Source organism: Streptomyces lanatus (assembly GCF_014655715.1).
Lineage (GTDB): Bacteria > Actinomycetota > Actinomycetes > Streptomycetales > Streptomycetaceae > Streptomyces > Streptomyces lanatus.
Window position 1 is genome coordinate 25990 of the sequence record NZ_BNBM01000028.1, and the last position, 13755, is coordinate 39744.

Annotated in this window: 11 protein-coding genes and 1 pseudogene; 4 read left to right on the forward strand and 8 right to left on the reverse strand. The window is 70.1% G+C overall.

Features of this window, described 5'->3' with window-relative positions; translation table 11 throughout:
* Positions 1 to 790: 790 nt before the first annotated feature.
* The 4 genes from IE325_RS43595 to IE325_RS43615 all read right to left on the reverse strand — a co-directional run bounded on the left by IE325_RS43595 (position 791) and on the right by IE325_RS43615 (position 4319).
* Positions 791 to 1597: a S1 family peptidase gene (locus IE325_RS43595; protein WP_190075763.1), complete on the reverse strand. Its 807-nt coding sequence runs from the start codon at positions 1595 to 1597 to the stop codon at positions 791 to 793.
* Positions 1594 to 1929, reverse strand: coding sequence for a CU044_2847 family protein (locus IE325_RS43600; RefSeq protein WP_229912489.1), 336 nt, complete (start codon positions 1927 to 1929; stop codon positions 1594 to 1596). Before IE325_RS43600 ends, IE325_RS43595 begins: the two co-directional genes overlap by 4 nt.
* A 332-nt stretch (positions 1930 to 2261) precedes the next feature.
* On the reverse strand, positions 2262 to 2774 hold the full coding sequence (locus IE325_RS43605; RefSeq protein WP_190075764.1) for an alpha/beta fold hydrolase: 513 nt from the start codon (positions 2772 to 2774) through the stop codon (positions 2262 to 2264).
* A gap of 621 nt (positions 2775 to 3395) precedes the next feature.
* Complete coding sequence (locus IE325_RS43615; protein ID WP_190075765.1) at positions 3396 to 4319, reverse strand: aminoglycoside phosphotransferase family protein; 924 nt, start codon at positions 4317 to 4319, stop codon at positions 3396 to 3398.
* A 33-nt stretch (positions 4320 to 4352) separates the two neighbouring features.
* Between IE325_RS43615 and IE325_RS43620 the strand changes: the two are divergent.
* From IE325_RS43620 to IE325_RS43630, 3 genes and pseudogenes are all read left to right on the forward strand, one after another.
* Positions 4353 to 4915 (forward strand): annotated as a pseudogene (locus IE325_RS43620) (GAF and ANTAR domain-containing protein).
* Between the two features lie 613 nt (positions 4916 to 5528).
* Positions 5529 to 7172 (forward strand): ribosomal protection-like ABC-F family protein, encoded by a 1644-nt coding sequence (gene abc-f, locus IE325_RS43625; protein WP_373315351.1) that lies wholly within the window; start codon positions 5529 to 5531, stop codon positions 7170 to 7172.
* A 368-nt stretch (positions 7173 to 7540) separates the two neighbouring features.
* Entirely contained in the window at positions 7541 to 8551 is a 1011-nt protein-coding gene (locus tag IE325_RS43630) for a matrixin family metalloprotease (RefSeq protein ID WP_190075767.1), read from the forward strand.
* A 27-nt stretch (positions 8552 to 8578) separates the two neighbouring features.
* Here the strand turns inward: IE325_RS43630 and IE325_RS43635 are convergent, their stop codons facing one another.
* Both IE325_RS43635 and IE325_RS43640 read right to left on the reverse strand, forming a co-directional pair.
* Positions 8579 to 9283: a hypothetical protein gene (locus IE325_RS43635; RefSeq protein ID WP_190075768.1), complete on the reverse strand. Its 705-nt coding sequence runs from the start codon at positions 9281 to 9283 to the stop codon at positions 8579 to 8581.
* A complete protein-coding gene (locus tag IE325_RS43640; RefSeq protein WP_229912490.1) occupies positions 9284 to 9787 on the reverse strand; it encodes an RNA polymerase sigma factor in 504 nt (167 codons plus the stop codon).
* Between the two features lie 249 nt (positions 9788 to 10036).
* On the opposite strand from IE325_RS43640, the gene IE325_RS43645 reads away from it, so the two are divergent.
* On the forward strand, positions 10037 to 11236 hold the full coding sequence (locus tag IE325_RS43645) for a Na/Pi symporter (protein WP_229912492.1): 1200 nt from the start codon (positions 10037 to 10039) through the stop codon (positions 11234 to 11236).
* Positions 11237 to 11444: 208 nt separating this feature from the next.
* On the opposite strand, the gene IE325_RS43650 is transcribed toward IE325_RS43645, so the two are convergent.
* On the reverse strand, positions 11445 to 12806 hold the full coding sequence (locus IE325_RS43650) for an ABC transporter substrate-binding protein (RefSeq protein ID WP_229912494.1): 1362 nt from the start codon (positions 12804 to 12806) through the stop codon (positions 11445 to 11447).
* Complete coding sequence (locus IE325_RS46520) at positions 12803 to 13618, reverse strand: bestrophin-like domain (protein WP_229912496.1); 816 nt, start codon at positions 13616 to 13618, stop codon at positions 12803 to 12805. The genes IE325_RS43650 and IE325_RS46520 overlap by 4 nt, the downstream gene beginning before the upstream one ends.
* Positions 13619 to 13755: the final 137 nt, after the last annotated feature.

The following is a 13755-nucleotide window of genomic DNA, read 5'->3' on the forward strand; positions in this document are numbered from 1 at the left end:
CGCCTGAGGGTGACGGGCTCCAAGAAGGGTGGCGGAACGTTGTGCTGCCACGGCAAGGACGTCGGTGAGCCGTCCGGCCGTCTCCTCATCACCACGCGCACGCGCCTGTTCATGCCGCGCCTCGGTCATGATCACCAGGGCTTCCAGTGCTCGGGGGTGATCGCCGCCCCAGCGGTCGATCTGCCGGCCGCACACTTCCTCGAGCTCCCTCACCAGGCCTTCGATACGACTCCGAGCTGCCGACCCGTGCCTGAGTTCGGAGTGGAACAGCAGGTGAGCCGCACGCATCCGTATCTCCAGCCATACGGCCGAACCGTCGGCCTCTGTTGCGAGACGCGCGGCATCCTGGGCGCATCCCCGGGCCGACTCCCCATACCCCAACATACCGGTCACCATGCCGAGTTGGACGAGCGTGTACGCCCGCTCCGCGAGGGTTGACGGGTCGGCGGTGTTCAGGGCCAGAAAGGCCTCGGCGGGCTTACCGCTCTCGGCCAGGACGCTGGCGATCCGATTGTGCACCGCACATCGGTACGCTTCGGGGACCCTGCGACTCCCCATCCACCGCTGGACGACCTTCACGGTTCCGGCGAATTCAATCTCGGCGGATCCCTCCAGCTCACGGAGCAGGGCAAGGAAGTAGGACATGTCGCTCGCGTCCTGCCAGGTGCCCAGCAGGCCCCTGTCCTGATCCATCGTGAGGACCACGTCCGGCAGTGACGCGAGGGCCTCGTCCGAGCCCCTCACGGCCTGCTCGGCGACCTCGATCCGTTGCTGCCACAGCGGTGTGCTCTCAGGGCTCATCCGGATCGTCTCCCAGAGCGCTGATGCCGAACTGCCTTAGGGTCCGCGTGCGTTGCTCCTGTGCGTCCCGCGCCGTGATGAGACCCGCTTCCTCCCACTGCCGCAGCGACGCCAGCACGTCCTCGGTCCTGCCCCGCACGCTCCGCCCGGCCGCCCGCCTCGGCGGAACGGCCCCGTCGCTTCGGAGATGGTCGACGGCGAAGTGCGGGAACAGCTCCATGGCGTGCCGGACCGAGGCGGCGATGAGGACATTGCTCCCCCGGGCCGGGTCTTCCCGGCTGGTCAGCTGTTCCATGAGGATTCCCACCACAGGGCGCTCGTCGCTGTGCTTGACCGGGTCGGTGTCCACGGGACTGCCCGAGTACCCGGAGAAATCGTCGACATCCTGTTCGGCGGTCAGCTGGATTCCGGTGAATTCGCCCTGCTCGGCACTGCGGTAGGTGATCGGGGCGTGGGTGACGATGCCGCTGAGCTGCAGGTGCTCGCCCGGTGGACAGTACGATCCGCGCCATCGCACCCGTGGTCGCGGCCAGTCGGTCGGCGGTGCGAGCGGCAGTTGCTGGGAGCGGGCGCCCTCAATGGATATGAGGGCGAGGTCCACCTCCTCGACCGAGTCGCACAACCGGCCCTTGAGGGTCCGCCTGTCGGGCAGTTCGAGTTCCAGGGAAGCGTCTTCCGAGGACATCTGCTTGAGACAGTGCAGGGCCGTCAAGACGTAGACCCGCGTCAACAGGAAGCCGGCGCCCAGCGGCGTACCGCCCTCCTTGATCCGCACCCAGTAGTGACCACCGGTCATGGTGAGTCGGCGACCCGTTCCACCGTGAGCGTCACCTCGAACGATGCCTCCGCCGACGCCTTCGAGAGGATCACGCCAGCCTCGGCGGCCAGGGTGATGCCGAAGGTCACCTCCATGGTCTTGACGGACCAGCCGTTGCGCTGCGGCACCTGGGCGAGCGAATCCTGCGCGATTGCCGACGCCTGGACGATGGCCGCCTGCAGTTCCTCGGAGCGGTCGGACAGGTTCGCCGCTTGTCTGACCCGGCTGCTGATCTGTCGACCACCGTGCCCGTTCAGCTCCACGGTCTCCACCCGCACCACCGCGGCCCCGGTCTCAGACTCATCTGCCACGGAGAGCTCCTTCAACGGTTTGGGACGCCGGCTTCTGCGGGCCCGTCGCTCCCGGTCGGCACGAATCGGCTGGACCTGTTGTCAACTGCCCTACCTCCAGGGGGTGTTCCATCTGACGACGCGGCATCTATTGTCGCCTACCCGGGCGTTCCAGATGAAGCCGGAGTCGTCGACCGCGCCCTGCGGCTGGTGGACGAAGCGATCGCCTAGGCGGCCCCGCAGAAGACGGCCCCGCACACCCAGGGCGGCTGCCCTCCGAAGCTGTCGTACATCAGGACGACACCCTCGCGCCGGTTCTTGCCGACTACGGTCCCGGCGGCCACGTCGGCCCGTCACTGCCGCCGGACCCATCGACTCAGCAGCAGCGTGGGCAGGGTGCGCCAAGCCGGCCGACCGGACAGTTCGGCCGTCAGGGCCTGCACGCGCACTGAGTGCTGGGTGACCGCGAGGGCGTCGGTGGTCTCGGTGGGCAGGTCGCCGGCGAGGACGTCCTGGTAGTGCTCAGGGAGGATGCGCAACTCCGGCTCGACCTCGTGTTCTGTGGCGATGGTGGTGTCCGGGCCCATCCTGGCGCCGGGGAAGCAGGAGGCGTTCTCCAGGCAGCTCTCACCCTCGTCGGGCTGGAAGGCGGCCCCGTAGACCAGGGCCCCGACATTCGACGCCTCGCGGGCGGGGCGGGTGACGACCGCGCCGGCGTAGGAGTGGCCGACCAGGATCGCCGGGCCGTCCACGGGCTTGGCGACGGTGGCCGCGTACTGAGCGTCGGACTCCAGGCCGCGCAGGGGGTTCGACACCGCGAGGGTGGTGTGGCCCTGCCCCGGAGCTTGGCGATGAGGCCCCTCCACATGCCCAAGTCTCCGAAGGCGTCGTGGACGAGAACGATGGTGGGAGTGGTGCTCATGGATTCCATACCTCTCAGGGAGAACGATCGGAGGGCATCCAGGCCGTGGGCATCGACTGTCTGGTCACCGAGGCCAAGGTCACCCGCGCCACCTTCTACCGGCCCCACCCCAGCAAGGATGACCTCGTCTCCGCCTACCTCACGGCCACCGCCGAGCAGATCCGGCACGCGGTCGGACGGGCTCGGCGGGGAAGGCAGCCACGCGAGGCACTCCGTGCGGTCATGGCCGTACTCGGCGACGCGACCCTCGAAGACGGCTTCCGCGGCTGCCAGTTCCTCAACGCCGCCGCCGAATACTCCAACCGTGCCCATCCGGTGCGCACGGTCATCGACGACCAGCACACCTGGCTGTTCGGCGTGCTGCGCGACCTCTCGGCCGACATGGGACACCCCGACCCCGACCACGCCGCACGTGTCCTCGTCCTGCAAGCGCCGAGCCGTCGACGGTGTGCTTCCCGCCCAGGAGCACTGACGACGGTCTGCCCGTCACTCCGACGTCCCCGCGCGGCGGGAGGCCGGGGGGAAGCCAGTGGACAGAGACGAAGACGTAGCCAGCCCCCCGGCCTCACCGACCGAGCAACGCCTCCGAGATACCGAGCGCCGAAGGGGCCAGGGCGTGCTCGCCGTCCTCCACGTCCCACAGCGCGTTCTGCAGGAGCCGCCCGAGGGTCCAGCCGGTCGCGCGGGCTCGGTCCAGGGCGAGGGTCGAGGTGAGGATGTCGAAGCGGCGGCGCACCACGCGCAGTGCGTCGCCGTTCGCGGCCAGGTCGTCCCACCCGCTGTTGAGGGCGGGCCACAGGTCGAAGCCGGGGTCCCCGGCGAGGGGTTCGGGGTCGATGACGAGCCAGGGCTCACGGTGGGCGGCGAGCACGTTGTCGTAGTGGAGGTCCCAGTGCAGCATGCGGTCTCCGGGCTCGTGGACGAGTTCGGCCACCGTCGCCGCCCAGCGCAGCAGGAGCGTGCGTTGCGCGGGGTCGGGCAGGGCGGTGACCGCCTCGGGGACCTGCGTCAGCATCTCGGTGGCGATGTCGCCGAGGCCGCGCAGCCCCTGTGGTGCGGGTACGACGCCCAGGCGGGTCTGCAGGTCCGCGAGGATGCCCATCGCCACGTCGTCGTCCTCGACGGAGGCCAGGGTGCGGACGGCGTCCAGCCGCTCCAGGAGCATGCTGCCGGTGTCGGGATCATGGTCGAGCAGCCGCACCGTCGCATCGCCGTTCCAGGTGCGCAGCCCGATGAGGGCGGCGGTGACCTCTTCCCTGGGCAGCTGGAGTTTGAGGGCCGCGGGTGTGCCGTTGCGGCGCAGCACCGGAAGCACCAGGGAGGCTTCGCCGTACCGGGCCGTGCCGTCCCGCCTCAGTTCCCAGCGGTCCAGGATCTGCGCGGCGAGAGCGGGCAGTCCGGCGATCCAGGCCCGTCCTTCGTCGCCGAAGGCTCTGGCGTAGGAGATCGCCAGTGGGTGCGGGACCTCGATGGATGGCAAAGGGCGCATTGCGGGGTTCCTTCGACGGGGATCTCGTATTTCATCGCGACCGGGCGGACCGGCGCGGAGGGCTGTGCGGGCGTCGGCCAGCCCAGGTCCCTGGCGCAGGAGTCGGTCGATTCCATCCTGGAGCGGATCACCGGCTCGGCCGTCGAGCTGGTCGAGGGGTGCGACGCGGCGGGCATCCTGGTTCCGCAGCACCGCAAGCAGGTCCAGACGCTGGCACCCGCGGACGAACTGGTCGTCGAGAGCGACCGGCTCCAGGAGCGGCTGGGTGAGGTCCGTGCTTCGATGCCGCCCGCACGAAACAGGGCGAGCGGGTGTTCCGCATCCCGGATTTCGACCGGGAACAGCCGCGCTGGCCCTCCTTTCGCGCCCCTCGCCCGTCGGCTCGGTGTGATGCCGTCGTCGCCTTCTCCGGCGCCCGCGCCCATGCTCAGATGGAACACGCCGTCGCCACCCTCCCCGTGATCGGCGGGGCCATGGGCAGCCCTGACCTCACCGAGGAGCAGGCATTCGAGGTGCTGCGCCGCTACTCGCAGGAGCACAACGTCACGCTTCGCGAGGTCGCCCGCCTGGTCTGTGAGCAGGGCAGCCACTCGTAGGGGTGGGGGCGGCTCCCCCGGCACGTGGTCTGAACCAGAGGAGCCTGGCCGGGCCAGCCCCCTGGGGAACGCCGCCGAACCCGGCCTTGTAGGCCAAGTCCCCCGCACCATCCGTTTCACTCGGGCCGACGGCCACGGCGTCCTCCGGTCCACCTGAAGGGCACTCGTCTGCTCGCCCACCTGCTCGAACAGATGCCGGTGGGCGCGGCTCCACGACAGCCTGTCGGCGAGTTCCCGCAGAGGCCCACCGGCTGCCGTCCCCGCCGGATCACCTTCCACGGACCGAAGTCACCGTGACAGATGACGTGATCGTCGACTGAAATCGGCGACACCGTCCGCCGGCCGGTCCACCGGCAACACGCTCTCGCTCGTCACCGCACGAGGCTATCCACCGCGCCGATGGGGCGGCACGCGGATTTCGCGGCCCCAGCGGGAGGTGGGGGCGAGGTGCGATAAACGAGTAGAGACGAGACGGACCGTTTTGCTAACGTAGAGACGTGGCTTTCTACTACTTCCCCTGAGTCCGGGCACGGCGCCTGCCGCCGTCTCCGCCGCCCGTAGACCCTTCGCATCCCCAAGGGGAAGTCACATGCGCGAACGCGCCCATACCGTCATGCCCGCTGCCATGGCGCAGCTCTCCGTCAAGGACGTCACCAAGTCCTACGGCACCCGGACCGTCCTCGACCAGGTCTCCTTCACCGTCCGCCCGGGCGAGAAGGCCGCCGTCATCGGCGAGAACGGGTCCGGCAAGTCCACCCTGCTGCGGCTCCTCGCGGCCGTGGAGGCGCCGGACGCCGGGGAGCTCACCGTCGCCTTCCCCGGCGGCATCGGCCATCTCGCCCAGACCCTGGACCTCGACCCGGACCGCACGGTACGGGACGCGGTCGACCTCGCCCTCGCCGAACTGCGGGACATGGAGCGGCGTTTGCGTGCCGCGGAGGAGCGGCTCGGTGAGGCGTCGCCGGACGAGCTTGCGGCGTACGGCGAGCTACTGATCGCGTACGAGGAGCGCGGCGGGTACGAGGCCGACGTCCGCGTCGATGCCGCGCTGCACGGGCTCGGGCTCGCCCATATCACCCGCGACCGCGCGCTCGGCTCGCTCTCCGGCGGCGAGCAGTCGAGGCTGGCGCTGGCCTGCGTACTGGCCGCCGCCCCCGAGCTGCTGCTGCTCGACGAGCCGACGAACCACCTCGACGCGGCGGCGGTGCACTGGTTGACCGAGCATTTGTGCGCGCATCGCGGGACCGTCGTGGCGGTAACCCATGACCGGGGATTTCTGGAGCGGATCGCCACCACGATCCTGGAGGTGGACCGGGACACGCGGGCCGTGCACCGCCATGGCGACGGCTGGGCCGGCTATCGCGCCGCGAAGGCCGCCGCCCGGCGCCGCGCGGAGCAGGAGCACGTCGAGTGGCTGCAGGAGGTGGCCCGGACCGAGGAACTGGTCGCGGCCGCCGGGAAGCGGCTGGCCGGCACCGGCAAGGACCCGCGGCAGGGCTTCGGCAAGCACCGCCGTTCGCACGAGGCGAAGCTCGGCGGGCAGGTCCGCGCGGCCCGCGAGCGCCTCGCTCAGCTGCTCCGCGCTCCGGTTCCGGCGCCGCCGCGGCCGCTGCGGTTCACGGCGGCACTCTCGACCTCCGGCGACGGGCATCACGGCGACGCCGGCCCGCTCGCCGCGCTCGACGGGGTGTCGGTCGGCGAGCGGCTGCGGCTGGAGGGGCGGCTCACCCTCGCGCCCGGTCAGCGGCTGCTGGTCACGGGTGAGAACGGGGCGGGCAAGACGACACTGCTGCGCGTCCTGGCCGGCGACCTGGAGCCGGACGCCGGCACGGTGCGCCGCCCCGCCCGGATCGGGTACCTCGCGCAGGAGCTCCCCGCGCGCTCGACGCGGCTCCCGCTGCTCGCCGCGTTCGCGGCCGGGCGGCCGGGGCTGCCGTACGAGTACGCCGAACAGCTGCTGGCGTTGGGCCTGTTCCGCGAGGACGACCTGCATGTCCCGGTCGCGGCGCTGTCCGCGGGGCAGCAGCGTCGGCTCCAGATCGCCGGTCTGGTGACCCGGCCCGCCGACCTCCTCGTCCTCGACGAGCCGACGAACCATCTGGCGCTCGACCTTGTCGAGGACCTGGAGGCAGCGCTCGCCGTCTATCCGGGAGCGGTGGTGGCGGTCTCGCACGACCGCGCCTTCCGCGAGCAGTTCCCGGGAGAGCGGCTGGAGTTGCGGGCCGGTCGCCGATGCGCGGTGACGCCGCGGGGCTGATGTGATCGGGGCGGGGCCGGGCGTCGTTCACGTCCGGATGTGGGGGTTTTGCACCGCCGTTGGGTGAGTGCTGCAGGGAATCCGTGGGGTGGTGTGGGCGGGGTTGGGCGGCCGGGGACAGTGTGAGGGTGCGGATCCGGTCGGGTTGAGGCCTGCGGGCGGTGTGCGGGGTCGGTGATCCGAGTGCGGGAACCGGCAGTTGGAGCCCGCGCGCCCTGGGCTCCGTGAGGTGCCGGACAACGGAAGGTACGGGGTGAATCGGCCCTTCCGGTCATGTCGTTGGTGGCGTGGGCATGTCATGCGTGACACGGTCGACGCATCGGCCGGCGCGCTTCTGCGTCGGCCACTCCGCATTCAGGGGGAACGACATGTTCGCACGTCACGGACACACGACAGGCGGCACCCGGCGCGGCCGCGCCACGCTGCGCGCCCTCGCCGTCGTCTGCGTCTTAGCCGCGACCGGGGCACTGTCCACGGCCGCGCACGCGGCAGGCTCGGTCGACGGGGACGAGCTGCGCTACGAGGACAACACCAAGTACGACGGGGAGCTCCAGCACGCCGCCGACGCGTGGAACGAGGTCGGGGACATCAACGTCGCGCCCGACGACTTCTGGAACAACCAGGACGTCGACGTCTACGACGTGGACCGGGACGTCTCGTGGGACGGCCGCTGGATCGACGACTGGTTCGGGGACGACGACATCGAGCTCAACTCGCGCTACCTCGACGGCTACGACTCCTTCGACCGCAACGGCGTCGTCACCCACGAGTTCGGTCACGCCCTGGGCCTCGATCACATCGACGGACAGGGCGCGGTGATGGAGTCCGTCACCACGAGCCGTCTCACCGACGTCCCGGCCCAGGCGGACATCGACGCCTACAACGCCATCTACAGCAGGAGCGGCGGCAGCTCCGCCGAGCGGTCCACCCCGTCGAGCGACGGGCCACGGATGCACGCCGGCATGGTGACGGACTTCGCCGACGACGCCAAGCTGGCCGGCTTCGCCGACGATGTCTTCGTCGGCACCGTCGTCGCCGAGCAGGGCCGGCGGACGATCTCCGGGCTGCCGGAGACCCAGTACAGCGTCCGGGTCGACAAGAGCTTCAAGGGTGACACCGCCGGCACCACGACCGTCAACCAGCAGGGCGGCCGTCTCGACGGCGCCGCCGAGCCGCTGCTCTTCGAGGGCGACCAGCTGCTCCGGCCGGGCCGGACCTATCTGTTCGCGACCACCGACGAGGCGGCCTTCGGGTGGCAGACGCTGGTCCCGGTGTACGGCGACCGGCAGCTGAACGCCGATGGGTCGGCCGTACCGGACGCCGTCGGCGAGCGCTGGAGCGACGCCGTGCGCGACCAGGTCCGCTTCTCCGGGCGCTGACCGCGGCCCGCGCCACACCTTGCCGGATCACCCTGACCCCTCGCAGCGGGGCAGGGTGTCCGGCTCGGCCGCGTACGGCCGCAGCTGCGACAGCAGCCTTGTCCCCTGCTCGCCCGGGTAGACGGAGGCATCCGCACGGTCCGGGTAGACCACCACCGCCGCCTCGATGCCCGCGCGCAGTTCGGCACGGCCCTGCGTTGTCACCTCCAGCCGCCCGCCGGGATCCTTGCGCGGCTTGAGGTACTCCCCCACCGTCATCCGCAGTTCGACCCGGCCACCGCTCACCGCCTCGACCTCGTCGACCTGCCCCTGCGCGACGACCTCGGCACAGGCCAGCAGTCCGCGGCCGCTCAGACTGGCGGTTCCCTGCTCACTCCCCCCGTCGTCCCCCGACCAGGGCTGAAGGCCTACGGCGGCCGCGCCGAGGCCCACCACCACGGCCGCCGCCACGACCAGCGCCGCCCGACGCCACCGCCGCGCGGCTCCCGCCGCCGGCGCACCGGCATCGCCGTGCACGGTCTCCGTGTCCATGTCCGTCTTCTGGGTCTCCTGCATCCGTGCCTCCTCCGCGAGCAGTCCGAGCCCCTGTCGCAGGCGGGACTCCACCTGCCGTGCCTCGTCCCACTGCGCCCGTATCTCCGGGTCGCCGCGCAGCCGGCGCGCCGACGGCGCCTGTCCGGTCACCACGGCGTCCCAGGCGTCGCCCTCGTCGTGAGCACGCCTCGCCCTCACTCACACCACCTCCGTCTCCCGCAGCCGCTCCCGCAGCGACCGCATCGCCGCATGGAGCCGGCTCTTGACCGTGCCCTCCGGGACACCGAGCTGCTCGGCGATCTGCCGTACCGACAGGTCCGCGTAGAACCGCAGCACCACGAGGCGTCGTACGTCCTGGTCCAGGCTCTGGAGCGCCTGTTCCACCACCAGGGCAAGTTCGCGTTCCTCGGCGGTACGGCCGCGGTCGCTGACCTGGGGTGGGTCACGGTGCCGTATCCGCTCGGCGAGCCCTCTCTCGTGCCGGCGCGCCCGGTGCGTGTCGAGGGCGACGCGGCCGGCGACGGTGGCCAGCCAGGCCCCGCGGTGGCGTGGCCTCCCCCGCGTGCGCAGCTGCTCCAGCAGCTTGACCCGCACCTGCTGCACCCCGTCCTCCAGCGCATCCGTGCGCATGCCTCCGAGGTACAGCACCGCCCGCACCCGATCGTGCTCGTCCGGCGACAGCGGATCGCCCGTGGCTGCCACCCACCTCACCCCCTGCCTGTTGGCCGACTGTCTCCACCGACCGTCCACCGCGGCGGTCCCGCCCGGCAGACGCGACACCCCTGTGACGGAGAAGCCGCCCGCGGCGTTCGCCCGTTCACGATTCCTCCGGCACCCGGGCACCCGTCCTTCGCAGCCCGCGCCACGGTCGCCGACGGCACCGGCCGTCCGTTGCACACGTACGGCGCTCAGCCACGCGCGCCCCTGGTCAGCGGCTCGTAGCCTTGGTTCATGGCGGGAGCCACATCCGACAGCGGGCCGGACGACAGCCACAAAAGGGGTGACGGCGCCGGAGCCATCGAGCTCCCCGCATGGGCCAAAGCCCTCGGCTGGTGCGGTGTCGCCGGCCTGATCTACCTGTTGATCTGTGCCGTGAGCATCATCAGTCGCGGCTTCGCGGGGCTGGGCAGCGACGCGGCGCACACCATGTTCGCCTTCGCCTCGCACCCGTGGGTCGGGCTGAGCGTCGGCGTTCTCGGTACGGTCCTGATCCAGTCGTCGACCACGACGACGGCCATCGCCGTCACCGCCGTGGGGTCGGGCGCGTTGCCCATCGAGGGCGCGATCCCCATCATTCTGGGCGCGAACGTCGGCACCACCGTGACGACGAGCCTGGTGGCGCTGACCTTCATCGGCAACCGCACGGAGTTCCGCAGGGCGCTGGGCGCCTCGACCGTCCATGATTTCTACAACTGGCTCGCGCTGCTGATCTTCTTCCCGATCGAGCTGATCTGGCATCCGCTGGAACACATCAGCGGGTCGTTGACCGATGCGCTGTACGGCACGGACTGGCTGCCGAACCCGGCCCACTTCAACTTCATCCGGGCGGCCACCAGGCCGGTGGAACACGGCGTGATCCACGCGACGTCGCACGTCAGCAGCACGCTCGGTCCGCTGTTCACCATCGTGATCGGTGCCGCGCTGATCCTGGTCGCCGTCCGCTACCTGGGAAAGCTGCTCAAACTGCTCATGGTCGGCAGGGCCCGCGACATTCTGATCAAGGCCGTCGGCCGCAATCCCTATCTCGCCATGGCGTCAGGCATGGGGGTAACCGTCGTCACCCAGTCCTCCACCATCACCACGTCCGTGCTGGTCCCCTTCGCCGGAACGGGCATCCTGAAACCGGCGCAGGTGTATCCCGTCGTCGTCGGCTCCAACCTCGGCACGACGTTCACGGTGGTCTTCGCGGCGTTCGCGGGCGTCGGACCGGACGCGAAGATCGGCCTTCAGGCAGCCTTCGTCCATCTGATCTACAACCTCTTCGCGATCATCGTGATCTACGTGATCCCGCTCCTGCGCCCCGTGCCCCTGTACTGCGCCGAGAACCTCGCCCGCATCGCCTCCGAGCACCGCTGGGTCCTCGCCGTCTACCTCGGCACCGTCTTCATCGCCGTGCCTGCCCTGGTCATCGTGCTGGTGGGGGTGCTCTGAGTGGTAGTCGTCCCCGTCGTGGCACCGCAGCGACTCACGGAGATCCGCAGGCAGCGAGAACCCCAAGCCTTCGGCGCGTAGTGGGACAACCAGGCGTCGATACGGCGCCAGGACGTCACGACCAGGGGCACAACAGGCGCTATGCCTCGTCGAGGAAGTTTGCACCATACGGAGAATCATCCACATCCGCCGCCGGCCAGCAGAAGGCCTAGTCCCGATACCCGGCACCCTCCACCACATCCCTCGCGAACAGCTGCGACTTGGCCAGTGCCTCGTCCACCGACTGTCGGCCGGCGATCGCTGCGGAGATCTCGGCGGAGACGCGGTTTCCCAGGGCCGCGTATTCGGGGATGCCCACGTACGAGACGCCGGTCCACGGCTGGGGGTGGGTGCCGGGGCGTCTGGGGTTCACCGCCGCGAGTGCGTCCAGTGTCGGGGCGACGAAGGCGTGGCCGGCTTTGCGGTACTCGGGCAGTTCGTAGGTGGACAGGCGGCTGCCTGGCGGCACGCGGACCCAGCCGAGCCGTTCGCCGTAGAGCCGGAGGTAGTCCTTGGAGGTCGCCCAGGAGACGAACTCCCATGCGGCGTCGCGGTCCTTGGCGGTGACGGGGATGGCGAGCGACCACGCCCATAGCCACCCGGCGCTGTCTGTTCGCCGCACCGGCGCGGGGGCGTAGCCGATCCTGCCGGCGACCCTGCTGTGCTGTGTGTCCTCGAGTCGGCCGGCCAGGGCTGTGCTGTCGTACCACATGGCCGCCCTGCCCTGGCTCATCGTGCGCAGGCAGTCGGCGGGAACGGCTTCGGAGGCCCGGGGCTGGCCGTAGCGGCGGACCAGGTCGACGTAGAACCGCACCGCCCGTCTGGTCTCGGGCGAGGTGAGGCGGGGGTTCCAGTTCTCGTCGTACCAGCGGCCGCCGAAGGTCAGGATCACCATGTTGAGCGGCATCAGGAGGTTTCCCCAGCCCGCTCCGCCGCGCAGGCAGATCCCGGCGACGTCGTGGCCGGGGTCGTGGAGCCGGGCCGCCAGCCGGGCGATCTGCTGCCAGGTCGGGTGCTCGGGCATGGTGAGGCCGGCCTGCGCGAACAGGTCCTCGCGGTACATCAGGAAGGACGACTCGGCGTAGTACGGCATCGCGTACTGGCCGCCGTTGTACGACAGCGACTCGCGCACCGTCGGGATGAAGTCCTGTCGGTCGTAGTCGCCCCGGGCCGCGTAGGGGTCGAGGCGGGTCAGCCAGCCCCGTGATGCCCAGATCGGTGCCTCGTAGGGGCCGATGGCGACGATGTCGTAGTGGCTGGCCTCGGAGGCGATGTCCTTGGGCACGCGGGCCCTGAGTGAGTTCTCGGGCAGGAACACCAGATTGACCTTGATGTGCGGGTGGTCCTTCTCGAAGTCGTCGACGAGGGCCTCGATGCCGTGCATGAAGTCGACGGCCGCGACAGTGACCGTCACGGGGTCGGCCGAGTTGTCGGCGCAGGCCGCCGGGCCCAGGGCGAGTGAGGCGAGCAGGGCTGCCGCCAGGACAAGACGGGTCAGCCGCCCGCGGCGCGTGTGCGGGGGTTCGCTCACTCCGGGAGTTTCTCCGAGCTCGCGAACGACACGTAGTCGGAGACGTTCAGCAGACAGCCCGGGACCCGGTCCGCCGTCGACTCCCCGAAATAGGTGGACACCTGCTCCTGACCCTCGCCGGGAACCCCCATGCCCTTGGTGAGTGCCACCTGCCACGGCTTCGGAGGAATCGAGTTGCTGTCCTGGAGGGGATAGTCCAGCGCGACTATGAGCGACAGGAACACGCCGATGAAGAGCGACAGGAAGCCGGTGATGGCCATGTGGTCGACGAGTCTGACGCCGACCAGTCCCCATGTCGCGGCGATGGTGACGGCCGCGCCGAGAAAGAGGACCGTGTAGAGAACCGGCAGCAGTCCGATCTCCACCTCGCCCTGCCGTTCGCGGCGAAGGTTGTTGTAGTCGTTGAAGGCTTCGAGGGTCACGGCCTGGGCATTCGATTCCTGTGCGTTCTGCGGTTTGTAGAACATCAGCGACTCGAAGACGGCGTCGAGCCTGCCCCGGTCCTCCTCGATATCGCCCTGCTTCTGCTTCGGCCACACGTCGTCGATCACGTTCTCCGCGTAATTGCGTACCTGCGACTGGATTCGGCATCGACGGCTGTTGGGAAACGACTGGGCGGCGCGATAGACGGTGGTGAGCTGCGAGGCCTCCTGATTGACGAGCCGTTTCACCTCCACGTAGTGGTCGTACGCGCCGACGGCGACCAGGCCCACCAACAGGGCGTAGAACACGCCCACGACCTCGACGAGAAAGGTGACCCGGTCGTCGTGCTCGGTGTCTCCCTCGAAGCGCCGGCGCACAACGGGGCGCATGAGCATTCCGCAGAGTCCGAAAGCTATGAATCCCCCGGCCAATACCACGGCCTGCAGCCAGGCCGGCACATGCAAGAATCCACCGGACATTCGCCGAAGCCGTCCCTCGCGTGTCGTGGTGCGATGAGGCAGAGATG

What these genes read in the sequence shown, in the direction of transcription:
- IE325_RS46520 (WP_229912496.1), bottom strand. Translation starts at nt 13,618, where the DNA reads ATGCGCCCCGTTGTGCGCCGGCGCTTCGAGGGAGACACCGAGCACGAC.
- abc-f (WP_373315351.1), top strand. Translation starts at nt 5,529, where the DNA reads ATGCCCGCTGCCATGGCGCAGCTCTCCGTCAAGGACGTCACCAAGTCC.
- IE325_RS43630 (WP_190075767.1), top strand. Translation starts at nt 7,541, where the DNA reads ATGTTCGCACGTCACGGACACACGACAGGCGGCACCCGGCGCGGCCGC.
- IE325_RS43615 (WP_190075765.1), bottom strand. Translation starts at nt 4,319, where the DNA reads ATGCGCCCTTTGCCATCCATCGAGGTCCCGCACCCACTGGCGATCTCC.
- IE325_RS43645 (WP_229912492.1), top strand. Translation starts at nt 10,037, where the DNA reads ATGGCGGGAGCCACATCCGACAGCGGGCCGGACGACAGCCACAAAAGG.
- IE325_RS43595 (WP_190075763.1), bottom strand. Translation starts at nt 1,597, where the DNA reads ATGACCGGTGGTCACTACTGGGTGCGGATCAAGGAGGGCGGTACGCCG.